The sequence below is a fragment of the Nitrincola lacisaponensis genome (assembly GCF_000691225.1).
In the GTDB taxonomy this organism is placed as follows: domain Bacteria; phylum Pseudomonadota; class Gammaproteobacteria; order Pseudomonadales; family Balneatricaceae; genus Nitrincola; species Nitrincola lacisaponensis.
In genome coordinates this window covers 272108-291600 of the sequence record NZ_JMSZ01000016.1, presented here as the reverse complement: position 1 = coordinate 291600, position 19493 = coordinate 272108, and the positions used below count along the sequence as shown (strand labels likewise).

The window sequence follows — 19493 nt, the reverse complement described above, 5'->3', positions numbered from 1 at the left end:
CTGATTTTTTAGAATTCATCCTTCCTGACGAGCGCTCAGGCCCGATACCTTAACTGTAGATCAGCGTTCAGAGAGCTGCCATGGCGACCTGATATCGATTTGAGCTGGATCATGTAGCGCAGTAAACTGGCCGTTTACTGTCACCGTCTGAATGGAAGATTCGTATGCAATTCACCGGCACTGAACGTTATGTGGCCACTGATGAACTTCAGCTCGCCGTCAATGCGGCGTTAACCCTGCAACGGCCGCTGCTGATCAAGGGCGAACCCGGCACGGGCAAAACACTGCTGGCCGAAGAAGTCGCCACCGCACTGCAACGACCGCTGTTCACCTGGCACGTCAAATCAACCACCAAAGCTCAGCAGGGTCTGTATGAGTATGATGCCGTCTCCCGATTACGTGACTCCCAGCTCGGCCATGATCGGGTTCATGACATCAGCAACTATATTGTTCCCGGAAAGCTCTGGGAGGCATTCAGCAGCGAGCAGCCAGCCGTCCTGCTGATCGATGAAATCGATAAAGCCGATATCGAATTTCCCAACGACCTGCTGCTGGAGCTGGATCGTATGGAATTTCATGTTTACGAAACCCAGCAGCAGATCCGGGCACGACACCGGCCACTGGTGATCATCACCTCAAACAATGAAAAAGAGCTGCCGGATGCCTTCCTGCGGCGCTGCTTCTTTCATTACATCCGCTTTCCGGACCGGGACACCATGCGCCGTATTGTCGATGTACACTTTCCGTCAATTCAACAGCAACTGGTTGAACGGGCGCTGGAAGTTTTTTATGACCTGCGCGACATTTCCGGGCTGAAAAAGAAACCCAGCACCTCGGAGCTGGTCGACTGGCTAAAGCTGTTGATGGCAGATGACCTTGCACGTGAAGTCCTGTTGCAGCAGGATACCGCCAGCGCCGTGCCTCCCTTGTGTGGCGCACTGGTCAAGAATGAACAGGATGCCTCGTTGCTGGAGCGTCTGGCGTTTATGATCCGACGCCAACAACGCTAAGCCCCCTGGAGCGGTTCATGCTGATCGACTTTTTTGAGACCCTGCGCAAAGCCGAGATCCCCGTCACACCACGGGAATTTCTCGACCTGTTAAAAGCGCTGCAAGCCAACCTGGCCTTTGCCGATACGGATGCTTTTTATCTGCTGGCACGCACCTGTCTGATCAAGGATGAAAAGTTCTATGACCGTTTTGATCAGGCATTTGCCTATTATTTTTCCGGTCTGGGTGAACTGCCGATGACGCTGGAGCAGCTCATTCCGGAAGACTGGCTGCGCCAGACCTTTACCCGCCAACTGAGTGATGCGGAGAAAGCTGAACTGAGCAGTCTGGGCAGTCTGGAAAAACTGCTGGAAACCCTGAAGGAGAGGCTGGAAACACAAAAAGGACGACATGCTGGCGGAAACAAATGGATCGGTACGGGTGGCACTTCACCCTTTGGTCATGGCGGGTATCATCCCGAAGGCATACGGATCGGCGGGCAGTCCCGACATCGACGCGCTGTCAAAGTCTGGGAGCGCCGCGAATTCCGGAACCTGGACGATCAGCAGCATCTGGATAATCGCAATATTCAGGTCGCACTGAAACGGCTGCGTAAATTTGCCCGAACCGGTGCTCACGAAGAGCTGGATCTGGATGCCACCATTCGCGCCACAGCACGCAATGCCGGCCACCTTGACCTGCGGATGGTACGCGAGCGGCACAATGCGGTGAAGGTCTTGCTGTTACTGGATGTGGGCGGTTCCATGGATGAACATATACAGCACATTGAAGCCCTGTTCAGCGCCTGCCGTACCGAATTCAGGCATCTGGAAAGCTATTACTTTCACAACTGTGTCTATGAATCCGTATGGCGCGACAACCGTCGACGTTTTGACCAGCGCACTGCGACACTGGATCTGCTGAATACCTATGCGTCAGACTACAAGGTCATTCTGGTCGGCGATGCGTCCATGTCCCCCTATGAGATTGCCGTACCCGGTGGCAGTGTTGAGCACATGAATGCCGAACCCGGACAACGCTGGCTACAGCGGCTCACCCAGCAATGGCCGTCACTGGTCTGGTTGAATCCGGTTGATCCGGCCTACTGGCGCTATACCCAGTCGATAGGCATGATCCAGGAGCTGGTACAGCAGCGGATGTTTCCCATGACGCTGGAAGGACTGGATGCCGCAATGCGAGAGTTGAGCAAGCACTAACGCTCGTCTTTTTTGAACTGCTCAGGCCAGTGTTTGAAGTTTAGTACCTGGCCTGCCTCTCTGACCTGGGCAACTGCCTCCAGGTCGATTTCGGCGATGACCCAGCCAGGTTGATTCAGTTCACCTTCAGCCAGCACTCCGGTTTCCGGAAATCCCCGATCAGGAGGACCATAAATGGCGGCAGCACCAACATTTTCATCGACAGCCGGAGACCAGTCTGCCTCGCCTACGGTCGGAGCCTGCAGCACGTAACACTGATTTTCCAGCGCCCGTGCCATGGCACCGATACGGACGCGCCAGTAACCTGCCAGTGTATCTGTACAGGAAGGTACCAGCAGGACTTCCACCCCCGCCTCAGCCAGCTGTCGTCCCAGTAATGGAAATTCACTGTCATAACAGATGAGGATACCCAGACGCCCCAACGGGGTATCGAACACACGCAGCCCATCACCCGATTCAACCCGCCAGAGCTCACGCTCAAAGCGAGTCATGATCTGTTTGTCCTGATAGCCGAGACAACCCTCTGGTCCAAACAACCGGGCCCGATTCACGACCCGGCTGGGCGACAGGCGTAACGGCAAGGAGCCTGCCAGTACATAGCAATTAAAGCGCTGAGCCAGGTCCTGGTGTAACGCGTCGATTTGCACCGCCCGCTCACTGAGCACATCGATCTGTTGTTGCAGATCGGCGGCAACCGCTTTACCTGCCAGACTCGCCAGTTCCATTGCAGCATACTCTGGAAAGACCAGCAGTGACGCGCCCTGACGCGTGGCGTCACTGACCCAGTCAGTCAGTTTTCGCTCATATGCCTGCCAGTCCGACAGCCAGTCAAGCGGATAGGCAGCCACCGCTGCGCGATAACGGGTCATTACCTGCATTACAATACCTTCAACCAGATCTGCATCAGCTTTTCGGTCTCCGAAGGCTGATCTATATCCTGCCAACTGAACCCGGCCTGGACACCTTCCAGCGGGATATAGCCACGTTTATACCAGAATGCATCCAGAGGCTGATAGTCGGAAGGTTTCAGTGGATGCTGTTCAGGCCGGATTACCGAAGCAAAACAACTGAACTGCAAACCCAACGCCCGCCCGTGTGCCTCACGCTGCTCAAAGAACCTGTGTCCCAGGCCCTGACCACGGTACTCCGGCAAGAGTACCGACTCGCCACAATAGAGCAGCGTTTGCGGATCGAATCCGGCCTCTGACAGGGTTTCAGCAAAAGATGCATCATGATCACTCAACACACCGGCAGTCGCGGCCCCCACCAACTGTTTGCCATCAAACGCGCCAACAATCACGGAATGGCTGTTGAGGTAGTGTTTCAGGTATTCATGCTCATACGCATGACTGCCCTGATACAGATAGGGAAAATCGCGAAATATCTGAATTCGCAGGGATGCCAATGCATCCAGCCAGGGCCAGATATCCTCACCTGTCAGTGAGCGTATTTCAATAGTCGCCATCGGGGCCCACCACCTGAACAATCCAGTCACTCAGGTTATAATAGGTGGTGATACGCTGGATTTTACCCTGCGACACCTCAAAAAATGTTCCTGCCGGAAGGCAATAGGTCTGTCCCTTGGCTTCGGGCAAGCCCTCATCCGTACGTAAATATTCACCATGAACGATAAATTCAGCACTGGCACGTTCACCCGTTGCATCGGTCATCAGCACCAGATCACTCAAGCGCTCCTTGTAACAGGCCGTCATGTGTGCATTAAACTCGGTAAAGGCCTCTTTACCCAGACGGGTTTCGCCCTGATTCACATCATGGCGCAGATCATCCGCAACCAATGCCAGCATGCCATCTGTATCACCAGCATTGAAGGCCTCAAAGTAACGGGTTAATAAAGCTTCAGTTGTTTCACGCATGCACTATCCTCTAACAATCGGTCCAGGGTTGAGTGTTATCCTGACATAGCCTCAGGGTGATTGAAAATCCACCCTTTGACTGGATTTCACCTGCATGGCGCATTTACCCATATCCAAGTCGTTTTTCATCAAAGCATTTGCAGTTAAATGGCTGGCACTCTAGAGTTAAGCCTCGGACAAACCTTAGGGAAGCGGTTATGGTGTCACAGACGTGGTTATTGATGGCGATCGTCATCTGCCTGTTGATTCTTTCCAGCATCGTGCTGAGCTGGACCAATTTTTTTACGCTGCGCAAACTGCAGCGAACCCTGGCAGAACTGCAGCAGTTAAAAGCTGCCGCAGGCAAAGATGCTGCGACTGCTAACACTGAGATTATCAACCATACCGCCGTCGACTCGCAGGAGACACCACCCCCGATTGAAGTGGCAGAGGACGCAGACTTCCCTTCAGATGAAGCCGAAGTCAGCGCGGCTGTTGCTGCCAAAAACACCCCAGATCCCTGGGGCAGCCGACACCCGGCGAAGCCAGCCAAACAGGTCAAGCAGGACAAACCACCTTCACAGCCTCCCGGGTGGCAAGCGAACTGGATGGTCTGGCTAGGCGGTCTTTGTGTGGCACTCTCCGGGATTTTTCTGGCACGCTACTCCATCGAGCAGGGACTGCTTGGCCCCCAGGCACGTATTCTACTGGGCATTCTGCTTGGATTCGGACTGCTGTTCAGCGCTGAATGGCTGCGGCGTAAAACCGGAACCGCCTACGCCGCAGTCGCGGCACTGGCGGGAGGCGCCAGTGTGATGCTCTACAGCGTGATTCTGGCAGCACTGCATCTGTATCAGCTCTGGCCACCCATGCTGGTATTTGTGCTGCTGGCACTGGTATCGCTCGGCAGTATGCTGCTGGCTGTCTGGCATGGTCCGGTGCTCGCCCTGATCGGCATCCTCGGTGCATACCTGGTACCTCTGCTGTTGGGTGGCAGCGGTCAGGACCTGCTACCGGTACTGATCTATATTCTGATCATTACCGCTTCTGCACTCTATCTGCAGCGCTACGTACAACGTAGCTGGCTGTTCAGCCTGACGCTGGCCGGTATTCTGGGCTGGTGGTGGCTCTTACAACTCAGCGGTCGCTCACTCGAGTGGACAGGGCTGTATCTCACCGTCAGTGCCTATCTGCTGCTCAGTATTCCTCAACTGAACTTCAGTCTGACACAACAGGTTCAGGACCAACCGAAACGCTACTCCATCAGAGCGTTCCTGCGTTTTGACAATCCGACTGCCCAGCGTGTCTGTATTGGGCTGGGGCTGATTCTGGCAGCACAGGCCGTCAGTCTGTTTCTGCATCCTGACTGGCAAGCGGCACTCTGGCTATGGTCACCGCTGTTACTGTTGCTGCTGTTTGCCAGCCGCTTTAATGAAAGCCTGAAACTGCTGCCCTGGTTCAGCGCCATACTGCTGTTTGGCAGTCTGGTGCTGGCTCATTTCCACAGTGACTGGCAGTTCCGGCTGTATTTCTCACGTCTGCCACCGGAGCAGCAACCCTGGGTCCTGCAACTGCTGCTGGCCTGGACCCTGGCGTATATCGCACAGGCCTTCTGGCAACTCCGCAGCGCCAGCCGCTATCCGGCATTGGTGCTGTCGCTGGGTATTATCGTACCACTGATAGCGCTGGCACTGGCCTGGCAACTGACAGGCGACCTGTTACAGGACTGGTTCTGGGGAGCGGCATCACTGCTGTGTGGCCTGGCCTATATAGGGCAGGCACAGCTGCGCAAGCAGCGGGATCGCTGCCGCATCTGGCTGATTTTTGCTGGCCATTTAGGCTACTCCCTGTCCATGGTCATTCTGCTTGATGCAGCTCATCTGACACTGGCACTGGCAGCCCAGGTAGTCTCGCTGGCCTGGTTGCATCAGCAACAGCCTGAACCACTGTTAAGCGGTATCCTGAAACTGTTATTGATGCTGATTATTGCGCGTCTGACCCTACAACCCTGGATTGTGCCCCAGTATGAGACGCCGCTACTGAGCTACGCTGGCTGTTTGGTCCTGGTTGTTATCGCCAGCCGGATGAACCGACAGGCCCATCTGTCACGCTGGCTGGAAGGTGCCAGCCTGCATCTGCTGGTGCTGTTCCTGATCATGCTGTTACGCTACTGGCTCTATGACGGTGCGCTGTTTGTCCGTCGATACAGCTTCACCGAAGCGGCATTCAATACCCTGATCTGGGGAGCACTGGGGCTGGTGTATTACTACCGCAGTGCTCTGGCAGAGAGCACCCGCACCCTTTGCCTGCTGGCCTCACGAGTGCTGCTCCTGGCCAGTAGTCTGAACTATGCATTACTGGTCACAAGCCTCAATCCGCTCTTCAATCCACAGCTATCACTGAGCAGCACCCCCATCCTGAATAGCCTGTTGCTTGCCTATGGTGCACCCGTGCTGCTCTTTGCACTGGCGGCCCGTGTCTATCTGGCAGAATATCGGACGCTGTTCTGGGGACTGACGGGCATCAGTGGCTGGATATTTGTGACCCTGCAGGTACGCCATCTATGGCAGGGACAGCTGGATATCAACCAGCCCCTGCTCAGCGGCGAGCTCTACAGCTACTCGCTGGCCTGGTTGTTGATGGCTGCTGCGGCCATGTTGGCAGGCGCCTTGCGTCAATGGCAGCGCCTGTATCAGGCCGGTATGCTGCTGCTACTGATCACCATCGCCAAGATTTTCCTGGTCGACATGTCGGATCTCACCGGCCTGCTAAGAGTCGCCTCTTTCATGGGACTGGGGCTCTGCCTGCTGGGGCTGGCCTTTATGCATCAGTGGCTGGGCACTCGCAGGAGTACCGCGCACGTTTCTGCATCCAGTCCTGAGGATTAACGTTGACTACGATAAATTTTCTCGGCATTCATACGGCTGCTCCAGGGCAGCCCGGCATTCTGCCAGCCATTCACCACCCGCATTCCGGCATGTGTGCCTTCTTTAGCTGAGTCGCCCTGAAACCCGTTGATCACGAACTCTGCCTGAGTGAACCCCTGTTGCTGAAGGTAACGTGCGCTGGGTTCACCACGTTCACTGCCTGAGCGGCACATCGTGATCACCTGGGCCGTTTTATCCAGACCGCGCGCAACCAGCAAGGCTTCTACTTCAGCCGCAAAGTCAGGATTGATGGACATACGGAAGCGGTTATTTTCAGCATCCCAGTCATAACGGTCCACTTGCATGAAGGGAATATTGGCATCAACGACATCAGTTGAACCAATGAACATCACTTCAACAGGATCGCGAACATCGATAAACAGAACCTGATCTCCTTTCTCCTGTTTCAACACATAGGTTTCTTCAGGTGAAAGCCCCATAGCCCATACAGGCACAGAGAACAGGCAGGATAACAGGCTAACTAAGAGAAGCCGACGCATGCAAAACTCCTTAACACTAAATTAGAATATATTCATATTAAGGAGTTTAAGCTCTGTGAGCAATCTATCCTTGGTCGTACAGACTATTCAGCGCAAGGATTTCAAGAGATCAGCATAACCCGCCTGATAGTCTGGATAGCGCCAGACAAAGCCACTGTCTTTCAGGCGCTGGTGAGACACCCGCTTACTCTCACGCTGCATCATTGTGGTTGTCTGAACCTGGACCCCGAGTTGCTGCTGCAGCCACTGCAACACCTCATGCAGACTCGCCGGGCAGGTATCGGTCAGATTGTAGGCAGAGGCGACTGCCTGTCCCCGGTGACGGCAGCTGATCAGATGCATGACGGCACCTGCGGCATCCTCAATATGGATACGATTGGTATAGAGTGGCGGTGTTGCTGGTGGCAAGAGCCCTTGTTGCGCCTGACGCAGCAGAAAATAACGCCCCGGACCATACAAACCGGAAGGGCGCAGCAGCGTAACGGGCTGAGACTGTTGCAGCCAGAAGTCTTCAGCCTCAACCAACACTCTGGCAGTCTCTCGCTGAGGCTGGCGTTCAGCCTGTTCATCCACCCATTCCCCCTGCGACTGACCATACACACCGGTCGAAGAGATCAGCCAGACATGTGCATCCGGGGCCACACGTTTAAGGGTGGCTGCAGCCTGCCTAGCTACGTCCAGGTAGGCCTGTCGATACGCCTGACTGTCTGAGCGGTCAGGGGACAGGCACAGCACTACATCATCAGGCACACACGGAAGCTCCTGCCATGACTGAGACGCATCCTGTTGTAACAGATACACACCGGAAGGTGCCTCCGATCCACGCCGCATACCGAAGACCTGCAGACCCTGTTGCACCCCCAACTGTGCAATTCGACCACCCAGATCGCCCAATCCAACCATCAACAGTGTTTTTGCCTGCATGCCACTCTCCTTAACCCGCGTGTCATCTAACCTTACCTGATTTATCCACAAGCATGATAATATTCAGCGGGTTAAATTCAGAGAGTTGGATTCAATACAACCTACAGGAAACGTGTCATGATCCGAAAAACTTACCTGATGCTGCTGACAGTAGCACTGCTGCTGGGTAGTCTGACATTGACCGGTTGCAACACGGTTGAAGGGCTGGGCAAGGATATCCAGCGCGGTGGTGAAAAGATTGAGCGGGTTGGACGCAGCAGCTGATCAAGGCGTCAGCTGCAACTGCCCGGCTTCCTCAATATTGATCATCGGTATCAGGCGTCCGGCATCCAGCCGGGCGCTGAAATTATAAGCAAGACTGTTGCGCTGACGGCTCAGCAGGTCTCCCAGCAAACGTGCACTGCCCAACAGATCCGGACTGGCCTGAATCACAAAATCTGCTTGTCCATAGGCAGGTACAGTGGGAATATCCGGTGTGGCACCGCTCAGAATCCGGTAGCCTTCTATCTCGACCGCATAGGTCATGCCCCGAAACGGTAGCGATACCCGGTTGGGGTTAATAATCTGTATGCCGATATCAAAGCGCGGTGCCATACCCTGAGTATTCGGCGCCAGATTGAAAGAAGTCACATTCACCTGTGGCTTTTCATAGCTGCCGGACAGGCTGGCACAGCCACTCAAGCCGATCAGTAAACCACACAGCAGTATCGCACTTAGCACCCGTCGCATATCAGTTTCCTCAGATAATCGGACTGACTATCAAAGCACGACCCGACTGAGCCTGAGCTGAACAGCCCTTTACACCTCAGCCAGGTTGCCTTTACGTTCCAGCCAGGCTTTGCGATCAGATGCACGCTTCTTCGCCAGCAACATATCCATCAGTTCCAGCGTGTCATCATCAGCATCGATAGTGAGTTGCACCAGACGACGGGTATCCGGCGACATGGTAGTTTCACGCAGCTGCAGCGGGTTCATTTCACCCAGACCCTTGAAGCGTTGCACGCCGATTTTGGCGTTACGCCGCTCGGCACGAATACGATCGATGATGGCATCCCGCTCTTCATCATCCAGTGCATAAAAGACTTCCTTGGCCACGTCGATACGGTACAGTGGCGGCATGGCCACATAGACATGACCCGCTTCAACCAGTGGCCGGAAATGTTGTACAAACAAGGCGCACAGCAGTGTGGCGATGTGCAGACCATCGGAGTCGGCATCGGCCAGGATACAGATTTTACTGTAACGCAGTCCTTCCAGTTTATCTGAACCGGGATCGACACCGATGGCGACGGAGATATCATGAATTTCCTGGGAAGCCAGCACTTCAGCAGAGTCCACTTCCCAGGTATTGAGAATCTTGCCGCGTAACGGCATGATCGCCTGGAACTCACGGTTACGCGCCTGTTTGGCGGAGCCGCCTGCAGAGTCACCCTCAACCAGAAACAGTTCGGAACGGTCGGCATCCGCACCGGAACAGTCTGCCAGTTTGCCGGGCAGGGCTGGTCCCTGAGTCACTTTTTTACGCACCACCTTCTTGTTGCTGCGCATGCGGCGCTGGGCATTGCTGATGACCAGCTCGGCAATTTTTTCGCCCTCTTCGACATGCTTGTTCAGCCACAGCGAAAACGCATCTTTGACTGCACCGGAAATAAAGGCGGCAATACCACGTGACGACAAGCGTTCTTTGGTCTGCCCGGAGAACTGTGCATCACGCATTTTGGCCGACAGGATATAACAGCACTTATCCCAGATATCATCGGGAGCCAGTTTCACCCCCCGCGGCAGCAGGTTACGGATTTCACAGAACTCACGCATCGCTTCCAGCAAGCCGGTCCGCAGACCATTGACGTGTGTACCGCCCTGCGCCGTGGGAATCAGGTTCACATAGCTTTCAGCCGTGATCTCTCCACCGTCTGCCAGCCATTGAACAGCCCAATCCACCGCATCTTCCTGACCGGTCAGACTGCCGGTAAAGGGTGCATCCGGCAGGGTTTCCCATACCTGGGTGGTGCCTTTCAGGTAGGCTTCCAGACCTTCCTCGTAATACCAGACTTCCTGCTCTTTCTTGCCGCCGGTCATGTCAGTAAAGGTGACCTTCAGGCCGGGACAGAGGACAGCTTTGGCGCGCAGGTTATGCTTCAGACGTGTCAGGCTGAATTTCGGGGTATCAAAGTATTTTGGGTCTGGCGTAAAGCGAACCGTGGTACCGGTATTGCGCTTGCCACAGCTGCCGATCACTTCCAGATCAGAGACCTTTTCGCCATCGGCAAAACCGATGCGATAGACTTGTCCGTCACGGCGTATCTCAACATGCAGCAATTTGGACAAGGCATTAACAACGGACACGCCCACACCATGCAGACCACCCGAGAAGGTGTAGTTGTCGTTATTGAACTTGCCACCGGCATGCAAGCGGGTCAGGATCAGTTCCACCCCGCTGACGCCCTCTTCGGGATGAATGTCGACCGGCATCCCACGGCCATCATCTGCCACGGACAGCGAACCATCGTCATGCAACACGACATCAATCTGCCTGGCATGACCCGCCAGGGCTTCATCCACTGAGTTATCAATAACTTCCTGCGCCAGATGATTGGGGCGATCAGTTTCCGTATACATACCGGGGCGGCGTTTAACGGGATCAAGACCACTGAGGACTTCAATCGCTTCGGCGTTGTATTGCTTGGTCATGCAGGTTCCTGTTCAGTTACGGACAGCTTCGGGTAAAGGGGTACATTCGGGCAGTTCTACACGGCCTTCAGCAAATGCCAGAATGGCCGGAATCAGTCGATCAAACGCGTCAAAACCGTGACTGCCACCTGGTTGCACATACTGCACCGATTGCGCATATTTTTCCACCGCTTCGCGATAGTCGAGTGTTTCATCGGCAGTCTGGACCAGCAGCAATAACTGCTCAGGTCGTGCAGGGGTCTCCACTTGCAGCGCTTGCAACTGGCGCAGATGTTCACGTGTCAGGCAGTAACGTTCATGAGTATAGATATTTTCATTTTCACCCAGCCAGTCGGCCAGTAAGCGATCCGGATACACCGCCGGATTGACCAGCACAGCGCGCAATGCCGGGAACTGCTGGCACAACCAGGTAGCATAGAAACCACCCAGTGAACTGCCAATCAGTGTAATTCGACGCTCAGAAGCGGCTTCAATCAACAACTGCAACTGCCGTACGGCTTCCGCGGGCCAATGAGACAAGCGAGGCACCAAAAGATCTGCCGGTGCATCGGCCCCGGCCAGCAGGTTGCGCAACACCTGTGCCTTCCAGGAGTCAGGTGAGCTGTTAAAGCCATGAATATAGATCAGCAGCGGTTTGGGCATGGCTCCCCCTGATCAGCAGTGCGCAGTGGCACAGACTCGAAATGTGCATCGATACGACCATCCGGCCAGAGTTGATACCATCGATAGCCTGGCCAGGACTCAGGTGGCTGCTGAGCCACCTCAACCTGGGCGCTACCAGGGCAGAACTGTACGGCAGTCGATGGCGCGGACCAGACGGAAACACCCTGGTGCTGCCAGTGCAGTGGCTGATGCAGATGCCCGCAAATTATGGCTTTGCAGTGAGGAGCCTGAGCAAGACACTGCCAGAGCTCAGATGCATTACTGAGCATGATCTGATCCTGCCACTCAGTACCACTGGCAAGTGGATTGTGATGCAACGCCAGCAGGGTGAAACGCCTGTCAGCCGCTAACTGTCGGCTCAGGCGTTCCAGTGTATGAGACGCAATCGCTCCTGAACCACGTCCATCTGGCGCATGATTGGAATCCAGACACAGTAATTGCCAGGGCCCCAGAGATACACTGAAGCGATCAAGATCTGCCGCCTGCTGCATGACCTGCAGATCATCATGATTACCCGCCAGCCAGGTGGTCGGCAGTTCGAGTACGGCCAGTTGCTGCAATAATTCCTGATAGACACCGGCATCGCCGTGATGTACCAGATCACCACTGAGCAGCAGATGATCAAACTGATGACCTGACTGCTGCACATGACGGATCACCTGCGCCAGCGTCTGGCGCGGATCAACACCTCGAAACAACTGACCGGCCTGGGGGGTCAAATGACAATCACTGAGCTGCAGAAGTGTCACCGGTGTCATGTCAGAGCGACCGGATCACGCGCGCAACCATAACTGAGACACTGGTTCAGCCATTCTGCCAAATACTGATTTAGCTGAAATTTCTCATCCGGTTGATGCATCTCGGCATTCGGATAGGGATATACACCACTGAACTGGCGACGACGGCGGGTACAAATGACCTCAGCCATACGCGCATCATGATACAGCCGAACCACCAGCTCAGGCACCTCCAGCCAGGGAGAGCCAGCCGTTTGTGTCTGCCGCATCACCAGCGTACTTGTATAGCGGAACGCCTCTTCAACCAACAGGGTAATCTGTACATCCCGTGCATCATGGCAGAGATCAAAGTCACACCTTGCTCCCAGCTGCAGCTGCGGTAACAGCCGCAGAATGCGGGCATAGTTGCTTTGACAAATTGCCATCTGACGGGTCAGATCGGGTATATATTTACGTTTCATCTTCATGCTGCACTAATTGGAACCCCTGCTGGTGTATCGCTGTATAGTTAAGCTGTAACCACTGTACCGCAATTACAATGGCCGCGTTATTCAGCTGCCCTTTGCGCAACAGCTCAAATACATCAGCAACCGGCAAGCAGTGGACGCGTATATCCTCGCCTTCATCAACCAAACCCTGTAAGCCTTCGGCATTCGATGCATCAACGAAACCATACAGCAGATGTATCCACTCATCCATCCCTCCAGGACTGGGCAGATAACCCAGTATCGGCTGCAAGCCTGTGACATGGAGTCCTGCTTCTTCCAGTGTTTCCCGCTCGGCTACCCCTTCCGGAGTTTCATCGGGCTCAATCATACCGGCAACCAGTTCCAGCAACCAGGGACCTCCCGGCGCTGCCAATGCACCAGGACGGAACTGCTCAATCAACACTAAAGCTTCCCGGCGTGGATCAAACAACAACACCGCTACCGCATCACCACGACGAAACATTTCCCGAGTGACAGTCAGATCTCCCCCTTGAAAGCGGGCATGCCGGATACGCAGTTCATGCATCCGGAAGAATCCCTGAAAAACACAGCGGTCTTCTTCAACCAGTACGTCAGCTGCAGAGAAAGTGGGTTTCCAGAGACTCATATTCACTCCTGTTTTCGGTTCAGTGCCTGCTGCCTGAACTCAGCAGCAGGTACGGGGCGTCCGAACCAGTACCCTTGATAGCCGGGGCACTGTATTGCCTGAAGGAAATCACGCTGGGCTTCGGTTTCAACCCCTTCAGCAACAACCCACAGGTTCAGCTCATTAGCCAGACTGATAATAATACGGGTAATCGCTGCATCATTGGGATCTTCCGGCAAGCCGTCAATGAAGCAGCGGTCAATCTTCAATTGATCGAGCGGCAACTGTTTAATATAGGCCAGCGATGAATAGCCTGTTCCGAAATCATCCAGGGCAAAACCAACACCCTGCTGTTTCAGAAAGCGCATGCGCTCGATAGAAAATGCCATATCATCGATCAACAGGCTTTCTGTCAATTCCAGCTTAAGGCGCTGAGGTACTAATTGGAAGTGCTTCACTAACGCCAGTACTTCATCAGCAAAGCCAGGCTGCTTGAACTGATGCGCACTGATATTCACCGAGATACTCAAATCCGACAAACCTGGTGTTTTCGCCCAAACAGACAGCTGTTTACAGGCCTGCTGCAATACCCAGCTCCCCAGAGGCAAAATCAGTCCGGATGCTTCAGCAACCGGAATAAACTCAGCAGGTGCCACCAAACCACGCTGAGGATGCTGCCAGCGCACCAGTGCTTCTGCGCCGGTCAACACTCCAGCTGCATCGACTTGCGGTTGATAGTACAGCAGTAATTGCTCCTGCTGCAGGGCTACACGTAACTCGGATTCCATCTGGGCACGTGCCGACAGCGCCTGCTGCATTGCCGGATCAAAAAAATACAGGCAGTTACGCCCGGCATCCTTGGCTTTGTACATTGCCAGATCAGCCTGTTTCAGCAATTCATCTGCAATCGCATTGCCATGAATCAGGGTAATACCGATACTGGGAGTGCTGAAATAATGTTGACCATCAAACTGATATTCCTGACGCAGTGTTGTGAGAATTTTCTCAGCAACAATACGAGCTCGGGCCGCTGCATCAGCTTCATCACGACTCAAGCAGCCCAGCATGACGACAAACTCATCCCCGCCAAAACGTGCCACTGTGTCTTCTTCACGCACACAAAAACTGATGCGATGCGCCACCTGGCGTAACAGTTCGTCCCCCTTGTCATGTCCCAGAGTATCATTCAGGGTTTTGAAGTTATCCAGGTCAATAAATAACAGCGCACCGAAATCTGCATTGCGCTGATTCTGGCGCAACTGTTGCTGTAAACGATCAATCAGCAAGCGACGATTAGCCAAGCCGGTCAGAGCATCGTGAAACGCCAGATGACGGATATTACTCTCACTTAATGCCAGCTCGTCTGCTTTACGTTTCAACGCTTCCCGTTGCGCACTCAGTTCCGCATGATAGGCACGAAACAGCCCGGAAGACCAACGGGAAAACAGCAACGACGCCATCAATGCGAGCAACAATGATATGACAATGGCGGTCAGGTAAGTATGCCAGTTGTGTGACGCACTGGCTTCGAATGCCTGTACTTCATCCTTTAAAAGATCTCTTACTTCATCTTCAAAAATGGTCGAGATCAGTATCCAGTTCCAATGACCGGCAGGTTCCACCAAGGCTGTTTTCCAGGAATGTTCTCCTGTTACCGGGTTCGGCCAGGGATAACGAATAAAACCACCACCCTCTGCAGCCGTCTCAAGCATCTGCACTATCGCAGCCTGCTCCAGCTCCGACTGGGACTGTATCGGCTGCTGTTCCAGATGCTGACTGTCCAGTGACAGCAGTACCTGTCCCTCTGTATTAATGACCGCGGTATAACCTGTTTCACCAATACGCCGGTTACGGATCTGTGTCAGCAGTTGCTGTTGCAGATCTTTTTCCCACTCATAGGTGTAATCACCCGCACCAATTAACCAGTCAAAGGGCTCGAAATAACGTACATAGGCGAGCTTGTCAGCCATACGTTCAGCATCATCCGGGCGATACCAGCGATAGGCCGAAAACCCCTCACCCACGGGTAACCGTGCAGCCTCGATCAAGCCCTGCATAATATAATGGCCAGTATCGTCCTGATTATCGGGTAATAATTGCCCTTCAAACTCGGGAGCTGTCGGCAAAAGAATGAAACGGCCATTCATTTCATCAATGAAGTAATAGCCCCTGCCTTCAAAAAAGCGCAGAGGCCGCAAGCCTTCAATGATAGTACGCCGCAGGTCAGCTTCATTCAGCGTGTAACGCTGTTGCTGATACAGGGATGTCGCCAGGGTCCAGGCCAGATCAACCATTTCCGTGAGCCGCAAACGCAGCTCTACTTCTGTCTGTGTCTGGGTATAATCAATATCTGCACGGATGGCGAGCATTTCACGGCGCAAACGCTGCTGCAATTGCTGCAGGGCTGAAGATTCAATCCGCTGTATTGAAGCATTGTGCTCATGGATTTTTTGCCAGGTAAAAAAGCCCGAAAGAAACAGTGTCAGCAAGGTGACCAGCAGCAGCGTCCCGGCCAGATGCAGGCGGGGAAGCGTTCGGGATTTATCAGACAGCTGCATACTACTTCAACCGTTACAGACATAAACCCCGACATCATAAGACCTTAGTGGCATCAAGACCAGTCTTGACTGCTAAACCCTTCACTGCACACTGAAATTTCGCAACTGTTGAATCTCTTCAGGCCAGATTTCCGGTTCAATTGTTTCCAGAATCAGAGGCATTTTCTGAAAACGCGCATCCTGCATCACATACTCAAACACAGCCCAGCCTATCTCTCCCTGACCCAGAGAATGGTGTCGATCGATACGGCTACCCAAACCACCTTTGGAGTCGTTCAAATGCATAGCCTTGAGATATTCAAATCCAACAATACGATCAAACTCGGCAAAAGTCGCAGCACAGGCCTCAGGCGTCCGCAGATCATAACCAGCAGCAAAAATATGACAGGTATCGATACAAACCCCGATACGTGATGGGTCATCGATCTGCTGGATGATATCGGCCAAATGTTCGAAGCGATGTCCCAGGTTGCTACCCTGCCCTGCAGTCGCTTCAATAACAGCAACAACATCTTCTGTTTGCGCCAAAGCCAGATTGATCGATTCGGCAATACGCGTCAGGCAATCGGACTCAGACAGCTCACGCAAGTGACTGCCAGGATGGAAGTTCAGCCATACCAGACCCAGTTGCTGACAACGCTGCATTTCATCCACAAATGCAGCCCTGGATTTTGCCAGGGCATCGGCATCCGGGTGCCCGAGATTAATCAGATAGCTGTCATGCGGCAGAATCTGTTCGGGTCGGAACCCATGCAGTGCGCAGCGGTGACGAAAGCTTTCAATACTTTTTTGGGTCAGGGGTTTGGCATCCCAACGGCGCTGATTTTTGGTAAATAATGCAAAGGCATTGGCACCTATCGCTTTAGCATTGTCAGGTGCATTTTCCACACCTCCCGACGCGCTGACGTGCGCACCAATCCAATAGTCACTCACTTAAACCTCTCTCAGTGTATTCAGCACAATTTGCTACTTTACAACCCTGTATCAGGGTGACAAGCTGTCATTCTACCCGTAAATTCCAGGATTGTTTCATGTCGATTGAAGGCGCGATTACCTATTTCATTGCCATTTTCATTTTTGCCATTACACCCGGTCCGGGCATCTTTGCATTACTGGCACGCGGTATGAGCAGCGGATTTCGCAGTTGCATCCCACTGGCAGCCGGTATGACGCTGGGTGATCTGTTATATCTCACACTGGCCTTTTTTGGTCTGGCGGCACTGGCCGAGCATTGGAATGAAGCCTTCACCGTGATTCGCCTGGTGGGTGCAGCCTACCTGCTTTGGCTGGGTTGGAAAATGTGGACAACCCCTATCGCCCTGTCCCAAATCAGCGAAGATAAAAGCCGTATTGGGATGCTGAAAGGCTTTTTACAGGGCTTTTTGATTTCGTCTTCCAATCCCAAGGTGATCCTGTTCTATATCGCCTTTTTGCCCAGTTTCATTGATCTCAGCCGACTGACCCGACAAGACCTGCTGCTGGTCAACAGCCTTACCGTTGCTGCGCTGATGACGGGTTTATTGCTGATTGCCGGCGGTATTGCAACCGCTCGAAAACTGTTCCGTTCAGAGCGTTCAATGAAAGTGATCAATCGCAGCGCCGGTTCATTAATGATGGCGGCCGGACTTTATCTGGCAGGTAAAAGCGGCTAAAAAACAGCCTGAACGCAAATTGCGTTCAGGCCGAAATCTGGGGGAACACCTTTGCCTGATCAGGCAGCGGCTTCATCTTCCACAGACGAACGAATCAGATAGTCAAACGCGCCCAATGCGGCGGTTGAACCACTGCCCATGGCAATAATAATCTGCTTATAAGGCACATTGGTGACATCCCCAGCAGCGAACACACCGGGCACAGTGGTTTCACCATGGCTGTTGACCTCGATTTCACCAAAGCGGCTCAGTTCCAGATCGCCTTTCAGCCACTCGGTATTGGGCACCAGACCTATCTGTACAAAGATCCCCGCAACATCCAGATCAAACATTTCATTCCGGGTACGGTCTTTATAGGTCAAACCGATCACCTTGTTGCCATCACCACGAACTTCGGTAGTCTGAGCCATTTTAATGATGGTGATATTGGCCATCGACGCGGCCTTTTTCTGCAGCACCGCATCAGCACGCAACGTGTCGCTGAACTCCAGCACGGTCACGTGCTCAACGATACCGGCCAGATCAATTGCCGCCTCGATACCCGAGTTACCACCACCGATGACTGCAACCCGCTTGCCTTTGAACAAAGGACCATCGCAATGCGGGCAGTAAGCCACGCCCTTGCCCCGATATTCTTTTTCGCCTGGCACGTTCATTTCACGCCAGCGGGCACCGGTTGCCAAAATCACCGCCTTGCTTTTGAGTGTTGCGCCACTTTCAAGATCAATCTCAACCAGCTTGTCACGACGCAGCTTACTGGCGCGCTGATTGTCCATGACATCCACTTCGTACTCTTTAACATGCTGTTCCAAGCTGGCAACCAGCTTCGGACCTTCGGTATAGTTGACCGAAATAAAGTTCTCGATACCCACGGTGTCCATCACCTGACCACCGAAACGCTCAGCCACCAGGCCGGTACGGATACCTTTACGTGCGGCATAAATTGCAGCCGCAGCACCCGCGGGGCCACCGCCAACGATCAGCACATCGTAAGGGTCTTTGTCATTCAGACTGGCAGCTTCACGCTGCGCAGCACCCGAGTCGACCTTACCCAAAATCTCTTTCAGTGTCATACGTCCCTGACCAAACGGCTTGCCGTTCAGCAGCACGGTTGGTACTGCCATAATCTGACGCTGATTGACCTCATCCTGGAACAAGGCACCATCAATCATCACACTGGTGACATTCGGATTGAGGATCGCCATCAGATTCAGAGCCTGCACAACATCCGGGCAGTTCTGGCAGGACAGGGATATGTAGGTTTCAAAATGAAACTCACCCTTCAATTCACGTGCCTGCTCAATCAGCTGCGCATCGGCCTTGGAGGGATAGCCACCGGACTGCAGCAAAGCCAGTACCAGTGATGTAAATTCATGCCCCATCGGTATACCGGCAAAGCGCACACGTGGCTTTTCGCCCAGTGGTGCAATCGCCATACTCGGGGTTCTTTCACTGCCATCAGTCAGTTGTTTCAGACTGATTTTGTCACTCAGCCCGGTAATTTCCTGACACAGATTCAGCAGTTCTTTGGCTTTAGCCGATTCGTCAACGGACACAGTAATCTCAATCGGATTTACGATATTCTGCAGATAGGTGTCCAGTTGCTTTTTGATATTCGCGTCCAGCATGAGACCGTCCTTTAACGATTGAAGACTAAATTCGGAATTTAGAAGGGGTAACACCGACCCCGAACGGGGCCGGCTGAATC

The 19493-nt window shown here is 53.6% G+C and carries 19 protein-coding genes; 5 read left to right on the top strand and 14 right to left on the bottom strand.

The features are described 5' to 3' along the window. Positions 1–164 precede the first annotated feature (164 nt). Together ADINL_RS04660 and ADINL_RS04655 are read left to right on the top strand one after the other, a co-directional pair. Positions 165–1010 (top strand): AAA family ATPase, encoded by an 846-nt coding sequence (locus ADINL_RS04660; RefSeq protein WP_036544429.1) that lies wholly within the window; start codon positions 165–167, stop codon positions 1008–1010. A 17-nt stretch (positions 1011–1027) separates the two neighbouring features. Then, positions 1028–2206: a vWA domain-containing protein gene (locus ADINL_RS04655; protein ID WP_036544428.1), complete on the top strand. Its 1179-nt coding sequence runs from the start codon at positions 1028–1030 to the stop codon at positions 2204–2206. Here ADINL_RS04655 and ADINL_RS04650 read toward each other — a convergent pair. Genes ADINL_RS04650 through ADINL_RS04640 form a run of 3 tightly spaced genes read right to left on the bottom strand, consistent with a single transcriptional unit; the run spans position 2203 to position 4080 of the window. Continuing rightward, positions 2203–3084: a carbon-nitrogen hydrolase family protein gene (locus ADINL_RS04650; protein ID WP_239644333.1), complete on the bottom strand. Its 882-nt coding sequence runs from the start codon at positions 3082–3084 to the stop codon at positions 2203–2205. The genes ADINL_RS04655 and ADINL_RS04650 overlap by 4 nt on opposite strands. After that, on the bottom strand, positions 3084–3671 hold the full coding sequence (locus ADINL_RS04645) for a GNAT family N-acetyltransferase (RefSeq protein WP_036544427.1): 588 nt from the start codon (positions 3669–3671) through the stop codon (positions 3084–3086). Before ADINL_RS04645 ends, ADINL_RS04650 begins: the two co-directional genes overlap by 1 nt. Then, positions 3658–4080, bottom strand: a complete 423-nt coding sequence (locus ADINL_RS04640) for a ketosteroid isomerase-related protein (protein WP_036544426.1) — start codon at positions 4078–4080, stop codon at positions 3658–3660. The genes ADINL_RS04645 and ADINL_RS04640 overlap by 14 nt, the downstream gene beginning before the upstream one ends. Positions 4081–4277: 197 nt before the next feature. Between ADINL_RS04640 and ADINL_RS04635 the strand changes: the two genes are divergently transcribed. Beyond that, positions 4278–6947, top strand: a complete 2670-nt coding sequence (locus ADINL_RS04635) for a DUF2339 domain-containing protein (RefSeq protein WP_036544424.1) — start codon at positions 4278–4280, stop codon at positions 6945–6947. Here ADINL_RS04635 and ADINL_RS04630 read toward each other — a convergent pair. Further along, on the bottom strand, positions 6944–7486 hold the full coding sequence (locus ADINL_RS04630; RefSeq protein WP_036544423.1) for a rhodanese-like domain-containing protein: 543 nt from the start codon (positions 7484–7486) through the stop codon (positions 6944–6946). The two genes, ADINL_RS04635 and ADINL_RS04630, sit on opposite strands and share 4 nt — an antisense overlap. Before the next feature lie 87 nt (positions 7487–7573). Next, complete coding sequence (locus tag ADINL_RS04625) at positions 7574–8410, bottom strand: Rossmann-fold NAD(P)-binding domain-containing protein (protein WP_036544422.1); 837 nt, start codon at positions 8408–8410, stop codon at positions 7574–7576. Positions 8411–8527: 117 nt separating this feature from the next. On the opposite strand from ADINL_RS04625, the gene ADINL_RS04620 reads away from it, so the two are divergent. After that, positions 8528–8674, top strand: coding sequence for an entericidin A/B family lipoprotein (locus tag ADINL_RS04620; protein ID WP_152547611.1), 147 nt, complete (start codon positions 8528–8530; stop codon positions 8672–8674). Here the strand turns inward: ADINL_RS04620 and ADINL_RS04615 are convergent, their stop codons facing one another. The 8 genes from ADINL_RS04615 to nfo form a co-directional block, all read right to left on the bottom strand. Further along, positions 8675–9139 carry an LEA/WHy family protein gene (locus tag ADINL_RS04615; protein ID WP_036544421.1) on the bottom strand — a complete coding sequence of 155 codons (465 nt, stop codon included), beginning with the start codon at positions 9137–9139 and terminating at the stop codon, positions 8675–8677. A 69-nt stretch (positions 9140–9208) separates the two neighbouring features. Further along, positions 9209–11101: a DNA topoisomerase IV subunit B gene (gene parE, locus ADINL_RS04610; RefSeq protein ID WP_036544420.1), complete on the bottom strand. Its 1893-nt coding sequence runs from the start codon at positions 11099–11101 to the stop codon at positions 9209–9211. A gap of 12 nt (positions 11102–11113) precedes the next feature. Further along, positions 11114–11743 (bottom strand): YqiA/YcfP family alpha/beta fold hydrolase, encoded by a 630-nt coding sequence (locus ADINL_RS04605; RefSeq protein WP_036544419.1) that lies wholly within the window; start codon positions 11741–11743, stop codon positions 11114–11116. After that, complete coding sequence (locus tag ADINL_RS04600; protein ID WP_051632563.1) at positions 11725–12522, bottom strand: metallophosphoesterase; 798 nt, start codon at positions 12520–12522, stop codon at positions 11725–11727. The genes ADINL_RS04605 and ADINL_RS04600 overlap by 19 nt, the downstream gene beginning before the upstream one ends. Further along, positions 12519–12962 carry a DUF1249 domain-containing protein gene (locus ADINL_RS04595; RefSeq protein ID WP_051632562.1) on the bottom strand — a complete coding sequence of 148 codons (444 nt, stop codon included), beginning with the start codon at positions 12960–12962 and terminating at the stop codon, positions 12519–12521. Before ADINL_RS04595 ends, ADINL_RS04600 begins: the two co-directional genes overlap by 4 nt. Continuing rightward, on the bottom strand, positions 12952–13596 hold the full coding sequence (locus ADINL_RS04590) for an NUDIX domain-containing protein (protein WP_036544416.1): 645 nt from the start codon (positions 13594–13596) through the stop codon (positions 12952–12954). The genes ADINL_RS04595 and ADINL_RS04590 overlap by 11 nt, the downstream gene beginning before the upstream one ends. A 2-nt stretch (positions 13597–13598) precedes the next feature. Continuing rightward, the gene (locus tag ADINL_RS15890; protein ID WP_051632561.1) at positions 13599–16133 is read right to left on the bottom strand and encodes an EAL domain-containing protein; all 2535 of its coding nucleotides are present in this window, start codon (positions 16131–16133) and stop codon (positions 13599–13601) included. Between the two features lie 81 nt (positions 16134–16214). Next, positions 16215–17066, bottom strand: a complete 852-nt coding sequence (nfo, locus tag ADINL_RS04580) for a deoxyribonuclease IV (RefSeq protein WP_036544415.1) — start codon at positions 17064–17066, stop codon at positions 16215–16217. A gap of 98 nt (positions 17067–17164) precedes the next feature. On the opposite strand from nfo, the gene ADINL_RS04575 reads away from it, so the two are divergent. Next, positions 17165–17785 (top strand): LysE family translocator, encoded by a 621-nt coding sequence (locus ADINL_RS04575; RefSeq protein WP_036544412.1) that lies wholly within the window; start codon positions 17165–17167, stop codon positions 17783–17785. A gap of 59 nt (positions 17786–17844) precedes the next feature. Here ADINL_RS04575 and ahpF read toward each other — a convergent pair whose 3' ends face one another. Continuing rightward, positions 17845–19413, bottom strand: coding sequence for an alkyl hydroperoxide reductase subunit F (gene ahpF / locus ADINL_RS04570; protein ID WP_036544410.1), 1569 nt, complete (start codon positions 19411–19413; stop codon positions 17845–17847). Positions 19414–19493 lie beyond the last annotated feature (80 nt).

Coding starts and splice junctions, on each gene's coding strand:
- ADINL_RS04615 (WP_036544421.1), bottom strand. CDS start 9,139: ATGCGACGGGTGCTAAGTGCGATACTGCTGTGTGGTTTACTGATCGGC.
- ahpF (WP_036544410.1), bottom strand. CDS start 19,413: ATGCTGGACGCGAATATCAAAAAGCAACTGGACACCTATCTGCAGAAT.
- ADINL_RS04630 (WP_036544423.1), bottom strand. CDS start 7,486: ATGCGTCGGCTTCTCTTAGTTAGCCTGTTATCCTGCCTGTTCTCTGTG.
- ADINL_RS15890 (WP_051632561.1), bottom strand. CDS start 16,133: ATGCAGCTGTCTGATAAATCCCGAACGCTTCCCCGCCTGCATCTGGCC.
- ADINL_RS04625 (WP_036544422.1), bottom strand. CDS start 8,410: ATGCAGGCAAAAACACTGTTGATGGTTGGATTGGGCGATCTGGGTGGT.
- ADINL_RS04600 (WP_051632563.1), bottom strand. CDS start 12,522: ATGACACCGGTGACACTTCTGCAGCTCAGTGATTGTCATTTGACCCCC.
- ADINL_RS04575 (WP_036544412.1), top strand. CDS start 17,165: ATGTCGATTGAAGGCGCGATTACCTATTTCATTGCCATTTTCATTTTT.
- ADINL_RS04650 (WP_239644333.1), bottom strand. CDS start 3,084: ATGCAGGTAATGACCCGTTATCGCGCAGCGGTGGCTGCCTATCCGCTT.
- ADINL_RS04605 (WP_036544419.1), bottom strand. CDS start 11,743: ATGCCCAAACCGCTGCTGATCTATATTCATGGCTTTAACAGCTCACCT.
- ADINL_RS04595 (WP_051632562.1), bottom strand. CDS start 12,962: ATGAAACGTAAATATATACCCGATCTGACCCGTCAGATGGCAATTTGT.
- ADINL_RS04655 (WP_036544428.1), top strand. CDS start 1,028: ATGCTGATCGACTTTTTTGAGACCCTGCGCAAAGCCGAGATCCCCGTC.
- ADINL_RS04645 (WP_036544427.1), bottom strand. CDS start 3,671: ATGGCGACTATTGAAATACGCTCACTGACAGGTGAGGATATCTGGCCC.
- ADINL_RS04640 (WP_036544426.1), bottom strand. CDS start 4,080: ATGCGTGAAACAACTGAAGCTTTATTAACCCGTTACTTTGAGGCCTTC.
- parE (WP_036544420.1), bottom strand. CDS start 11,101: ATGACCAAGCAATACAACGCCGAAGCGATTGAAGTCCTCAGTGGTCTT.
- ADINL_RS04660 (WP_036544429.1), top strand. CDS start 165: ATGCAATTCACCGGCACTGAACGTTATGTGGCCACTGATGAACTTCAG.
- ADINL_RS04590 (WP_036544416.1), bottom strand. CDS start 13,596: ATGAGTCTCTGGAAACCCACTTTCTCTGCAGCTGACGTACTGGTTGAA.
- ADINL_RS04620 (WP_152547611.1), top strand. CDS start 8,528: ATGATCCGAAAAACTTACCTGATGCTGCTGACAGTAGCACTGCTGCTG.
- ADINL_RS04635 (WP_036544424.1), top strand. CDS start 4,278: ATGGTGTCACAGACGTGGTTATTGATGGCGATCGTCATCTGCCTGTTG.